The organism is Aeromonas sp. 603404, from assembly GCF_049171775.1.
In the GTDB taxonomy this organism is placed as follows: Bacteria; Pseudomonadota; Gammaproteobacteria; order Enterobacterales; family Aeromonadaceae; genus Aeromonas; species Aeromonas veronii_A.
The window spans coordinates 237,458-249,824 of sequence record NZ_JAAKPE010000005.1; the positions used below are offsets into that span (position 1 = coordinate 237,458).

Annotated in this window: 11 protein-coding genes; 2 read left to right on the top strand and 9 right to left on the bottom strand. The window is 61.5% G+C overall.

The window, feature by feature from the left end; genetic code table 11:
* Window positions 1–8: 8 nt before the first annotated feature.
* The gene (locus G5306_RS09805; RefSeq protein WP_005347848.1) at window positions 9–911 is read right to left on the bottom strand and encodes a GGDEF domain-containing protein; all 903 of its coding nucleotides are present in this window, start codon (window positions 909–911) and stop codon (window positions 9–11) included.
* A gap of 118 nt (window positions 912–1,029) precedes the next feature.
* On the opposite strand from G5306_RS09805, the gene G5306_RS09810 reads away from it, so the two are divergent.
* A complete protein-coding gene (locus tag G5306_RS09810; RefSeq protein ID WP_421312796.1) occupies window positions 1,030–2,982 on the top strand; it encodes a cation:proton antiporter in 1,953 nt (650 codons plus the stop codon).
* A 28-nt stretch (window positions 2,983–3,010) separates the two neighbouring features.
* On the opposite strand, the gene G5306_RS09815 is transcribed toward G5306_RS09810, so the two are convergent.
* The 4 genes from G5306_RS09815 to G5306_RS09830 all read right to left on the bottom strand — a co-directional run bounded on the left by G5306_RS09815 (window position 3,011) and on the right by G5306_RS09830 (window position 6,583).
* Complete coding sequence (locus tag G5306_RS09815; protein ID WP_421312797.1) at window positions 3,011–4,156, bottom strand: patatin-like phospholipase family protein; 1,146 nt, start codon at window positions 4,154–4,156, stop codon at window positions 3,011–3,013.
* A gap of 111 nt (window positions 4,157–4,267) precedes the next feature.
* Entirely contained in the window at window positions 4,268–5,146 is an 879-nt protein-coding gene (locus G5306_RS09820) for an alpha/beta hydrolase (RefSeq protein ID WP_270904695.1), read from the bottom strand.
* An 82-nt stretch (window positions 5,147–5,228) separates the two neighbouring features.
* A complete protein-coding gene (locus G5306_RS09825) occupies window positions 5,229–5,825 on the bottom strand; it encodes a TetR/AcrR family transcriptional regulator (RefSeq protein ID WP_421312798.1) in 597 nt (198 codons plus the stop codon).
* 113 nt (window positions 5,826–5,938) lie between these two features.
* Window positions 5,939–6,583: a response regulator gene (locus tag G5306_RS09830; RefSeq protein ID WP_005338467.1), complete on the bottom strand. Its 645-nt coding sequence runs from the start codon at window positions 6,581–6,583 to the stop codon at window positions 5,939–5,941.
* Between the two features lie 170 nt (window positions 6,584–6,753).
* Between G5306_RS09830 and G5306_RS09835 the strand changes: the two genes are divergently transcribed.
* The gene (locus G5306_RS09835) at window positions 6,754–7,380 is read left to right on the top strand and encodes a glutathione S-transferase N-terminal domain-containing protein (protein WP_421312799.1); all 627 of its coding nucleotides are present in this window, start codon (window positions 6,754–6,756) and stop codon (window positions 7,378–7,380) included.
* Between the two features lie 75 nt (window positions 7,381–7,455).
* Here the strand turns inward: G5306_RS09835 and G5306_RS09840 are convergent, their stop codons facing one another.
* The 4 genes from G5306_RS09840 to G5306_RS09855 all read right to left on the bottom strand — a co-directional run bounded on the left by G5306_RS09840 (window position 7,456) and on the right by G5306_RS09855 (window position 12,349).
* On the bottom strand, window positions 7,456–9,567 hold the full coding sequence (locus tag G5306_RS09840) for an alpha-amylase (RefSeq protein WP_421312800.1): 2,112 nt from the start codon (window positions 9,565–9,567) through the stop codon (window positions 7,456–7,458).
* A 228-nt stretch (window positions 9,568–9,795) separates the two neighbouring features.
* The gene (locus G5306_RS09845) at window positions 9,796–10,962 is read right to left on the bottom strand and encodes a hypothetical protein (protein WP_005338464.1); all 1,167 of its coding nucleotides are present in this window, start codon (window positions 10,960–10,962) and stop codon (window positions 9,796–9,798) included.
* Window positions 10,962–11,333 carry a GtrA family protein gene (locus G5306_RS09850; RefSeq protein WP_005338463.1) on the bottom strand — a complete coding sequence of 124 codons (372 nt, stop codon included), beginning with the start codon at window positions 11,331–11,333 and terminating at the stop codon, window positions 10,962–10,964. Before G5306_RS09850 ends, G5306_RS09845 begins: the two co-directional genes overlap by 1 nt.
* On the bottom strand, window positions 11,330–12,349 hold the full coding sequence (locus tag G5306_RS09855) for a glycosyltransferase family 2 protein (RefSeq protein WP_058056731.1): 1,020 nt from the start codon (window positions 12,347–12,349) through the stop codon (window positions 11,330–11,332). The genes G5306_RS09850 and G5306_RS09855 overlap by 4 nt, the downstream gene beginning before the upstream one ends.
* Window positions 12,350–12,367 lie beyond the last annotated feature (18 nt).

Genomic DNA, 12,367 nt, shown 5'->3' on the forward strand with positions numbered 1-12,367 from the left:
GTTCGGGATTATTCGTTAGGGCTGGCCTTGCCGGCTTTTTTGCGGGCGTAGAGGTGGCTGTCGGCCGCCTCGTAGAGGCTCGGCACATCGACCCCGGATTGCCAGCTGGCGGCGCCAAGGCTGCATCCGACCGAGAAGGTGCTGAGCTCCTTGTTGGTCATCAACATATGCTGCAGTCGCAGCCAGACCGGGCGCCACGCCTCGGGTTCGGCCGGTTGCAGCAGCAGGGCAAATTCATCTCCCCCGAGCCGGAAGGCTTGATCCGTGCTGCGGATACACCCCTTGAGCAGCTGGGCGAAGCGGCTCAGCACCAGATCCCCCACCGGATGACCCCAGGTGTCATTGATCTGCTTGAAGCGATCGAGATCCAGCAGCACCAGCACCAGACCGTGGGGCTCTCGGCTGTGCTGCTCGATGGCGCGACCGATAGCCTCGTCAAAGTAGGAGCGGTTGCCAAGGCCGGTCAGGTGATCGAGCCGGACCAGCTGATCCAGTTTTTCCAGCCGCAGATAGAGGGGCAGCAGCAGGCAGAGCAGCTGATGGTATTGCATCAGTACCCGTTGCTGGCTGCCGCTCAGCGGATGTTCCAGCTCGTAGTGAAGCTGGCCGAGCAGCTGGCCATGCTGACCGCGCAGCTCGAACGGATAGTTGTGCAGGTTGAGGGTGGCCAGCGGCGGGTGCTGGATCAGCACATGGGGCTGGCCACAATCGAGGTAGAGACCGTGGATCCTGACAATTCTTGCCGCACGATCGGCAAAAGTTGTCAGCAGACCGCCGAGATCGCTCTGCCCCAACAACTGCTCGAGCAACTGGTTGCGTTCAACGCTGGGCAACGGCGTGAGCCGCTCCATCTGGCGAACCCACTGCTCGATGCCATGGCTAAAGCCATTAAGTGACGACGTATTTTCCATGGTCTTCCACCTGTAACACCTGACTACTGTCTCCTCCCTGCAATTGGCATGCCCAATATATCTTTCCTGCCCGCCAGATCGGCTGACTAAGCTTAAGTCGATAAAAGGAGAGGAAAATTTGTACACCGACCTGTTGATCCTGCTGTTCGCCGCCGTTCTGCTGGTGGCAACTTTCCGGCGCCTCGGCTTGCCGGTCATCCTTGCCTACCTGATTGCCGGCGTCTTGCTCGGCCCCCACGGGCTGGCGGTGATCACCGGCCAGTCGATCATGCAGACCATTGCCGAGCTCGGGATCGTCTTTCTGATGTTCTCGCTGGGGCTGGAGTTCTCCCTGCCGAAATTGCTGGCGATGCGCCGGTTGGTGCTGGGGGTGGGGATGTTGCAGGTGCTGCTCACGTCACTGCTCTTCTTCGCCATCGGCTGGTGGTGGGGGCTGGGTCTGGCCCAGTCGCTGGTGGTGGCGGGAACGTTGGCACTCTCCTCGACGGCTGTGGTGATCAAGCAGCTCGGCGAGCAGAAGCAGCTCCATACCCGCCGCGCCCAGCTGGGGGTGAGCGTGCTGCTGTTTCAGGATCTGGCGGTGGTGCCCCTGCTGGTGATGATCCCGATCCTCGCCCAGCCGGAAGTGCAGGGGAGTGCGCTGGCCGCCGAGATCGCCTGGGCCACCCTCAAGGGGCTGTTTGCTCTCTTCACTCTGCTGGCGGTGGGCAAGTGGTTGCTGCCGCTGCTGTTTCACGAGGTGGCGCGAGCCCGCTCCGACGAGTTGTTCGTGCTGAGTGCCCTGCTGGTGGCGCTGCTGGCTGCCTACATGACCCATTCACTCGGGCTGTCGATGGCGCTGGGGGCGTTTCTGGCGGGGATGATGCTGGGGGAGTCCCACTACCGTCATCAGCTGGAGGTGGACATCAAGCCCTTTCGCGACGTGCTGATGGGGCTCTTCTTTATCACCATCGGCATGGCTATGGAGTGGGAGCTGGTGGCGCGGGCTTGGTGGCAGGTACTGATTTGCGTGGTGCTGCTGGTGCTGTGCAAATCCCTGCTGGTGCTGCTGGCCGGGCGGCTGATGGGGGAGCGAAAGCGCGACAGCATGGCCGCCGGCATCATGCTCAGTCAGGTGGGGGAGTTCGGCTTCGTGCTGCTGGCGCTGGCGCTCCACCACGGCCTGCTGGATCAGCAGCTGGTCTCCCTGCTGATCGGCATTGGGATCATCTCCATCGCCATGACCCCTTGGCTGGTGACTCAGGCCCATTCGCTGGCCCGCAGCCTCACCGATCCGGCGCTGCTGACTCGCTCCGAGGTGGCACAGTCGGGCCTGAGCAAGAGCCAGCACGTCATCATCGCCGGGTTTGGCCGGGCCGGGCAGACCTGCGCCCGCTTCCTCAAGCTCGAGGAGATCCCCTTTCTGGCCCTCGACCTCGACCCGGAGCGGGTGAGCGAGGCCAAGCTGGCGGGGGAGCAGGTGGCCTTCGGCGACGCCAGCCGCCGCGATATTCTGCTGGCCGCCGGGTTGTTGCGGGCACGGCTGGTGATCATCACCTTCGATGATCGCAAGCGGGTGGAGGCGATGCTGGCACTGATCCGCGAACTGGCGGGGGATCTCAAGGTGCTGGTGCGCACCCGGGACGACAGCTTTCTGGAGCAGTACAAGCAGGCGGGGGCCTTCGAGGTGATCCCCGAATCCCAGGAGGGGGCCCTGATGTTGGTCTCCCACCTGCTGCTCAACTGCGATATCCCTATCGGCCGGGTGATCCGCCGGATGGAGCTGGAGCGCAGCAGCCAATATCGCTTCCTGCACGGCTTCTACTGGGGGGATCAGAGTGCCAGCAATCTGGAGGCGGATCAGCTGCTTGAACGTCTCCACCCGCTGTTTCTGCACGATCAGGCGTGGGCGGTAGGCCGTGAAGTGCGTGAGCTGCCGCTCGATGAGGTGCGGATCAAGGAGGTGCAGCGCGGCGATCAAAGTCTGGAACCCAGACCCGAGCTGGTGCTGGCAGCTGGCGATCGGCTGATCCTGTTTGGTACCGTGGTGGCGATGGAACAGGCGGAGCAGCGTTTGCTGGAGGGGCGCTGAGTCCCCTTGCACTCATCGGTTACCCCCTTTACTCCCGCTCTTTTGGTAGCCCTTCGATATCGAGGAAGGCGACGACCCGCTCCCGCTCCCTCAGGGTGTCCTGATAGCCCAGCTTGATCAGCTGCTGACAATAACCCGGATAGAACATCAAAAAGCTGGCCAGACTGCTGGTCTCATCCCCCTTCACACCCAGCACCCGCAACAGGCGGCGCAACTTTAGCGGCAGTTTGCGCAGGTAGGCCAGTGCGATGGTGTCGAGATCCTGACTCGGTTTCAGCACGCAGGTCTCCACCCGCTTCAGCTTGAGGCGATTGCGCTCCCGCTCAGGGATAAGATCCAGAGTCTGGTTGATGCGCCATAGCCGCTCCAGATCGGAGTTGAGGGTGTCGGTAAAGACCGTATCGAGCAGATGGCTGGCAATATTGGAGCTGGTGAGATGGCCGTGATGATGGGTCGGTGCCGAGTGGGCTGGCGGATCCAGGGTGATCAGCAGGATCCGCTCCGCCCCCAGATGGATGGCGGGGCTGAGCGGGCTCAGCTGGTGGATGGATCCGTCGCCGTAGAACTTCTCGCCGATCCGGGTGGCCGGAAAGACGAAGGGGAGCGCCGAGGAGGCGAGCAGATGCTCAGATGTAAGCACTGTGCGCACCCCGCGCCGTCTGGCCCGCTCCCACGGATGGTGGTCGGCACGCCCCTGAAAGAAGGTGGTGGAGAGGCCGTCATCGTAATCCGACGCCGTGATGGCGAGCGCCTCCAGACTGCCGAAGAGGATGTTATCATCGATCCGATGATAGTCGATGAGCTGATCCAGCAGGCGGTGCAGCGGCGCGTTGTCAAAGAGGTGAAAGGCGTGGTTGGTGTGGGGGTTGATCAGCCCCGCCGACCCCTCGTATAACAACCGCCACAGCAGGCGCCCCGGGTGAAAATCGAAGATGTGGTGAGTCTCGAAGCGGCGCCAGACCCACTCCAGCTTGCGCACTCCCAGATGGAAGCAGGAGGCGTAGCAGGCCAGTGCAGTGACATTGATGGCCCCCGCCGAGGTGCCACAGAGGATGGGAAAAGGGATGCCAAGATTGCGCGGGTAGAGCTCCGCAATCGCCTTGAGGGCACCGACCTGATAGGCGGCGCGAGCACCGCCACCGGTGAGCAACAACGCTGTATTGGGTCTGGCCATATGCTGGCGCCTTATTGTGTACTGACAAGAATGTTCCCACTGACAAGTTAACTATAAGGCGCTGTATCAAATATAAAAACGGGCGCTCGCCCGTTTTTTCATGGCCCCATGTCAAAGGGCGCGGTGAGGATTTTCCGGCCGCGCCAGCTGATCGAAGGCGGCGAATACCGGGGCGCTGGCGAGGATGCGACCGTGGCCCAGACCCCGGGTGCTCACCAGCCGGGTATGACCATCCTGACTGGCCCGCAAGGAGTCGCTATGGGGGGCGAATCTGTCCTCCTCGTCGTGCACGATCATTGCCGCACCGCTGCGACTGGCGAGGCGACCCAGCGGATCGACCGTGCTCAAGGGGTGCTGGTACTCCTGCTCAATCTCCTTGACCACCGCATCGAACAGCCGGATGGAGTAGCCGGAGCGTGCCACCATGCCGTAGAGCTGGGGCACATAGTCGAGCACCGGCGAAATCAACAGCAGCGGCAGGGTATCGATACCCGGCTGACGGCTGGAGAGGGTGACGGCGCCTCCCATGCTGTGGGCGATGACCCCGTGCAGCGGGCCTGCTTCGCTGGCCAGCTTGGTCGCCAGCTCGTCGAAGGCACGTACGAAACGGGGCAGGTGGCCAGTGTTGCCCGCGCTCTGGCCGTGGGCCGGATGATCGTAGGCAATTGCGGTGAAACCCTGCGCGGCGATATGGCTCATCAGCGGATAGAACTGGCTGGCGCTGCCGGACCAGCCGTGCATCAGCAGCCACAGCGGCCCCTGACCGAGCCGATAGCTCATCAATACCCCTTCGCTGGTATGGACGGCCTGCTTCACCAGACCGGCTGGTTCGTGGCCACCGCGCTGGTTGCGCTGGGGGGTGAGCAGCAACTTGCTGGCGGTGCGCTTGGCATGGGTGGGGGCGAGTCTGTGGTGCAACCGGGTGCCGATCCCCAGCAGCCATTTGCTCGGGCTGAAGCGGCGGGTGTTGAAGTAGATTTTGCTGCTCATGGTCATCCTGTGGTTTTTATGTGCGAACGGTCGTGCTTTTTTGTCGGTTTTTAAAAAGTCGTGTTGAACGGATGCCAAAACATCAGCGCCAGCTGGCGAGCAGAGCATCCACTTCGGGCCAGAAGTGGCGAGCCGGATCCTGACACAGTTCGAGGTCGTTGAACACCTGATCCGCCAGATAGAGGCCATAGAGGCGATAAACGGCGCGCCAGGGATCCATCTCCCGTCGCCACTCACCAGCGGTCTGCCCCTGCATCACCTGACGGGCCAGATAGTCGAGCCAGAAGCGCACCAGTTGCCGGGCGGCTTGCTGCACCTGGCTCTTTTGCTCATGGCCATCCTGCGCCGAGGTCCAGGCGTCGAGGAACATGCAGCGTCCGGCGAAGCAGTGGTTCCACGCCTGCCAGGCGCGCAGCAGGGCGATCAGCTTGTCGTGCTGGCTCTGGTGCTCCTGCTGGCGTACCGGCTGGATCACCCGCAGCCGGAAGACCTCGGCGGCGTACTCCAGCACGGCGATCTGCAGATTGTCGCGGGATTGAAAGTGGGCAAACAGGCCGCTTTTGGACATTTCGCAGGCGCTGGCCAGCGAGCCGATGGTCAGGCTCTCCAGCCCTTGCTGGCTCGCTTGCTCAAAGGCAGTCTGCAAAATGTTTTCCCGGGTCAGACGCCCCTTGCTCATCACTCTCTCCTCGTTGGCGCTGGCAGCATAAAGTACGATCGTGCTAATTGTCGAGCAACAAATAGCCAGCATGGCTGGCGATCTCATCTGGCCTGTGTCGCCGCGTTCGGGGTTCAGCTCTCCTTGATATCGAGCTGTTGCAGGGCGATAACCGCCTGAGTGCGGTTCTTGACCCCGAGCTTGCGGAAAATGGCGGTGATATGCGCCTTGATGGTGGCCTCTGAGACGTTGAGCTCCCAGGCGATCTGTTTGTTCAGGCTGCCGTCGCGCAGCATGATCAGCACCTTGTATTGCTGGGGGGTGAGGCTGGCCAGCTTGCTGGCGAAATCGGGGCCATCTTCCGATTCGGGATGGAGCGAGATGCCTTCCGGCACCCAGTTATCCCCCCCGATCACCGTATTGAGGGCATTGACCAGCTCCTTCATCGGCACCGATTTGGGAATGAAGCCGAGCGCCCCGAGCCGCAACACCTGCTGGATGATGGCCGCATCTTCCGAGGCGGAGACCACCACTATGGGCAGGTCGGGATATTGGCCGCGCAGGTGGGCCAGCCCCTCGAAGCCATTGGCTCCCGGCATCTTGAGATCGAGCAGCAACAGGTCGACCTCGGGGTGCTCGCCGAGCAGGCTGGTCAGGCTGTCGATGGAGTCCGCTTCCAGCAATTGGGCGTCGTTGATGGCCATGTGCACCGCTTGGTATAGGGCGCCCCGAAACAGGGGGTGGTCATCTGCGATGACGATGGTAAATTGGCTGTCCATATTTCGGTTAATGGCTCACATTGTTGCTAACTGATTGTTTTGAAAAATCAAACTAGCATCGCTCACCAAGAGGGTCAAACCCGCCGGTGCGCAAATGTGAAGCGACCATCGGATGTTTTGCCATCAGGGCAGATCGGCCGGTCGCAGGCAACTCATGCAGGAGGCAACAGATGGGATCCTTGGTATTGGCGGTGGGCACCGGCTCCACCTGGGCGATGCGGGCGGCACTGGTGCTCGCCATGAGCGGGCTGACGTGGCAGGAGCAGGTGTTCGATCTGGAGGATGCCAAGTCGCTGGCGCGGCTCAAGCGGTTGGCACCGGCCGGTCTGGTGCCCTGGCTCGAACACGATGGCGTGCGGGTTCACGACTCGCTGGCCATTGCCGAATATGTTCACGAGCTCTGTCCCGAGCGCCAGCTCTATCCTGTTTCGCTGGCCGAGCGGGCACTGGCTCGCAGCCTCTGCGCCGAGTTGCATGCAGGATTTCGGCAGATCCGTTTTCTACTCCCCTTCTTTCTTGGGGCGCCAACCCGTATCGATCCCCCGGTGGAGGCGGTCGGTGAGCTGGCCCGTTTGCAGGAGATCTGGTCGCAGACGCGGGGCCCCTTCTACTTTGGCGAGGCGGGCATTGTCGATGCCTTCTATGCGGTGATGGCCTATCGGCTGGCCAGCTACGGCATCCTGTTGCCCGGTCTGGCGCGAGTCTATCAGCAGGCGCTGCTCTCTTGGCCTCTGTGGCAGGAGACCCTACTCAAGGCGCGGTTGCAGTGGCCGGTGGCGGCGCGCCAGTCACAGTGAGCCTTGGCAGATAGATAAACGAGAGAGGGGAGCCAGTGGCTCCCCTCTCTGTTGCTGGTATATATGGCCCAAGAGTTACTTCTGCCGACCGGCAAAGACCACCACCACCTTGTCATCCCCCTTCTCCCGCACGAAGGCGTAGGGGGTATCCGAGAGTTTCTGGTGGCTGCCAGCCGCAATGGCCGGATGGGCGGCGCGGAACTGGCCCAGTTGCTGCCAGTGCTTGACCAGCTCGGCCTTGTCTCCGCTGGCCAGCTCCTGCCAGTTCATGTCCGAGCGCAGCGCCTGATCGAACACTCCGCCATCCTTGGCCAGCCCGCGGCCTGACTCATCGCCGTAGTAGAGCTGGATGCCGCCCGGCAGCAGCATAAAGCTGTTGGCGACCCGGCGCTGTAGCGGCACATCCTGATAGTCGCCAAAGAACAGCTTGGTGTCATGGGAGCTGATGTAGCTCAGCACGTTGAACTCGGGATCCTGATTGATACGGCTGGCGTAGCTGGCATAGGTGGGCTCGGCGCTGGCCATGCACTGGGCCTGTGACAGTGCGAACTCGCGCTGATAGTCGAAGTTGATCAGGGAATCGAAACCGTTCTGATACCAGAAATCCTTGGCCACCCCGTGATCCCACACCTCGCCCACCATGTAGAAGGGCAGATCGTCGAGGGCCTTGCTCGGGTTGTTGGTCTTCCACTCCTTGAGTGCAGCGGTGCCCGCCTGCTTGAGCTTGGCCCACACCTCGGGCTCCAGATGCTTGACAGTGTCGGCGCGGAAGCCGTCGATGCCAAAGCGGCGTACCCAGTCGGTGTGCCAGGCGATCAGGTAGTCGCTCACGGTCGCGTCGGGCAGCGCCTTGGCGAGGGTATCTTTTTTCGCGGCCAGCAACGGCGGCAGCCCTACCGGTTTGGTCGATTCGGTGAGAAAGTCCGGCAGCCCCGCCACCGAGCCGGTGACATCGTCGGTGCCGGGCTGCGGGTAGCCGGGCAGACCGGCGCGCACCCAGTCACCACTCCACCACTTGTTCCACGCGGGTGATTGATAGTCGATGAACTGGTTGTAGCCATGCCAGTTGAGGCCACCGCTCGGGCGCCACTGGTTCCAGACGGTCGGCAGCTTGGCTGTATTCTGGGCCAGTTCGGTGAGCCCCAAATCCTGCAAGTCGGCGAGGGTGGCGTAACCGGCATGGTTCATCACCACGTCGAGGATGATCCGCATGCCGCGTTTGTGGGCCTCATCCACCAGGGTTTTCAGGCTCTCTTCATCGCCGTAGTTGGGGTCAATCTTGGTGAAGTCGAGCGCCCAATATCCGTGGTAGGCGTAGAAAGGGAAGTTGCCCTGCTCGCCACCGCCGATAAAGCCGTGCACCTGCTCCACCATGGGGGTGATCCAGATAGCGTTCATGCCGAGGCTCTTGATGTAGTCGAGCTTCTCGGTCAGCCCCTTGAAGTCGCCGCCGTGCCAGGTGGCCACCTCATCCTGTCCATCCTTCTGGCGGCCGAAGCTGTGGTCGTTGGCGGGGTCACCATTGTGGAAGCGATCGGTCAGCATAAAATAGACGCTCGCCTGATCCCAGCTGAATGGTGCTGGCTTGGCTGCCTTGACCGGCTCGAGCAGCAGCAGGCCTCCGCTCTCTTTGCTCGGGGTCAGGGTCAGCTTGCCCTGTTTGACTACTGCCTCCTGTTTCGAGTAGGCATCCCGCAGTCGGGTGCCGTCGGGCCAAACCCCTTTCAGCGACACCGTGACCGGGCCGCCATCCCAGCTGATGCAGGGCTCTTGTGGTGGCTGGCGTTTGAACTCGCTCTTCTTGGTCGCCCGCAGCACCTTGAGGCTGGGGGTATCCGGGTTGAAGGTGAACTGATACTCCCCGGCCAGCATCACCCGCAGGGTAAAGCTCTGATCCTTGCTGCATTTGTCCATGGGTTGGGCGGTGCCGAAGGGGAGTGGCTTGCTCTCGCTCGGGCCAAAGCTGGTGCCGCAACTGTTGCCCGGGTCGCTGATGCGGATCTGGTGGCTCCCTTTGGCAAGGGGATGGGTCAGCTCCACCGTGCCCTTGTCCAGCGCGATCGGGGTCGTGACCGGCTGACCATCCACATAGAGGTGAACCTCGGGAGCGGCCATCGCCTGTTGGGTGAACAGAGGGGCGGCCAGCAGGGCGAGCCAGAGAGGGGATAAGTGATGAGCACGACGCATAAGCCATTCCTTGAGCAGGGCAGTTCGGACAAGGGCCCATTCTAGGAGCAGCAAAGCGCGCCTTGGATCGGCAAAATGCCGATTTGTGACGTCAGTTCAAATGGTTACGTTTTCAAGCCGAGGAAAGTGTGACGGAGAGGAGATGGGACGCTCTGTCGATAAAAATAGCGCCCATAAAAAATGCCGGTCAGGTGACCGGCATTTGGTGTATCAGGCTTTGTCGTCACATCAGACGGTGAAGAACTTGAAGTTGACGAAGGCCACCGCGATGAAGGAGGCCACCATGCCGCTGATGCATAGCACAGCAGGGCGGATGGCGGGCCAGCGATGGGTCAGCAGAATGATGGCCAGCAGGGTCGGGTAGAGCCCGAACATGTAGCGTGGCATGGCGTTGAGGCCGGTCATCAGCGGGATGGTGCAGCAGATGAACATCAGAGTCGCTTCAGCCCAGCGTTTCTGGCTGAACAGGTAGCCGTTCAGGCACCAGCCGAAGATCACCATGATGGAGAGGTAAGCCTTGCGGCCGCCCAGCTCGAAACCGCTCAGCCACCAGTCCAGCGGGCTGTCCATGTAGCGACCCCAGGCCACCTGAATGTGCTTGAAGGCGAAGGCATCGCCGGTCAGGTGATAGAGGTAGACCATGTAGGCAAACAGGCCAAACGGGATCATCCAGAGGGTGAAGACCACCTTGAAGGCGCGCTCGGTAAAGCGGAAAAATTCCCGCCAGCCGTAGGCCTGCAGCGCCAGGATCAGCACCGGGAAGACCATCATCACCCCCAGGTTGCGGGTGGCGGAGATACAGACCCCCAGCACGGCCACCATCAGCCACTGCTCCCGATAGGCGAACAGGAACATCCCCAGCATCAGCGCCATAAAGGTCGACTCGGTATAACCGGAGACGAAGTAGGCTGAGAAGGGGGAGAAGGCGAGCAGCCAGACGCCGAAGCGGGCGGTATCGTCCCCCAGCTTGAGCTGACGCAACACCAGCAGCATCAGCGGCAGGCTGGCGAAGAAAGAGATATTGGTAACAATAATGAGGCCGATCAGGCTCTCGACATTGAACAGGTTGGAGATGGCACCGGAGACCATCGGATAGAGCGGCATAAAGGCCCAGTTGGCCGCATTGCCCTTGCTCAGCCAGCGCGGGTAGAGGTCGTAGCCGTTTTCGATGATGCGCTGGAACCAGACGCAGTCGAACTGGCAATAGGCCTGCAGCGGGCCGATGTCGGGGGAACCATAGAGCTGGACACCGAAGTAGCCCATGCCATACAGCGCCACCCGGCTCAGCATGAAGGCGGCGATGATCATCAGCCAGTCACGGCCGCTGATGCGCAGTGACGGGCGATAGGGGAGTGCAGCCCCGGTTAGCGGGGCAGTATTGGTCATATCATTCATCAGGCAAAAACCCAGACGCGAGAGAGAACGTAAGTGAGGACGGTAACGGTCAGGGTGGCGATGACCACCGGTAGCAGACCGGAGAGCCCCGCAAACAGCAGGCCGCTCAGGATCAGGTTACGCACCGCCAGCGAGAAGAGGGCGACCAGCAGAAACTTGCTGGCGGCTCCCTGCTTCTGGAAGGTAATGTAGCGGTGACCAAAGAAGGAGAACCAGAATGCGATGGCAAAAGCCAGCGTGGTAACCAGGTGCTCCGAGATGGTGGGCCAGGTATGAAACAGTGCGATGGAGGTGCCAAGGTCGACGAGAGTAGCCCCCCCGCCGACAAAACCGAAACGTACCAGCCGCCAGAATTCCTCGCGGGAGATCATTGAGGCGCCTGCTCCTGCTGCTCTTGCGGGTTGCTGTCAGCGCTCTGCGGTTTGGCCGCATCCTGCTTGGCATACTGGCCATAGACCCCTTCAATGAGGTAGACCGGGCGCTGTTTCACTTCCACGAACATGCGGCCGATGTACTCGCCGATGATGCCGAGCGACAGCAGCTGGATACCGCCGAGGAACAGCACTACGGACATCAGGGAGGCGTAACCGGGCACGTCGATGCCGAAGAAGATCACCTGGGTGATGATTTTCAGGATATAGAGGAAGGCGACCAGCGAGACGCTGACCCCCACATAGCTCCAGACCCGCAGCGGCCAGCTGGAGAAGCTGAGCAGACCGTCGAGGGCGAAGTTCCACAGTTTCCAGTAGTTGAACTTGGTTTCACCGGCGTGACGGGCAGGGCGTTCGTAAGGGACGCCAACGGCACGGAAACCGGCCCAGGCAAACAGACCCTTCATAAAGCGGTTGCGCTCTGGCAGCAGCTTGATCGCCTCGACCACGCGACGGTCGATCAGACGGAAGTCACCGGCGTTTTCCGGCAGCTTGGTGCTGGTGGAGAGGGCGTTGAAGAAGCGGTAGAAGCCACCGGCAGTCAGGCGCTTCATCGGGGTATCGGCGCTGCGATCGACGCGGATGCCGTAGACGGTGTCATAGTCACCGGTCTGCCACAGTTTGACGAACTCCAGGATCAGGGCAGGAGGATCTTGTAGATCCACGTCCATCGGCACGATGGCATCCCCTTTGGCCTGATGCAGACCGGCGGTCAGGGCCGCTTCTTTACCGAAGTTGCGTGCCAGGTTGACCAGGGTCACGCGCGGATCGCGGGCGATGGCCTGCTCGACCACTTCACGGGTGCGGTCACGGCTGCCATCGTTGACGAATACAATTTCAAGCTGGTCTTTCAGCGGGGCCAGTTCGTTGTCTATCGCGTTGATGAAGGCATCGATGCTCTCTTCCTCGTTGTAAACGGGAACGACCAGAGAGAGTCGAAAATCTGGATGCGACATAAGAACGTCCTTATTTGG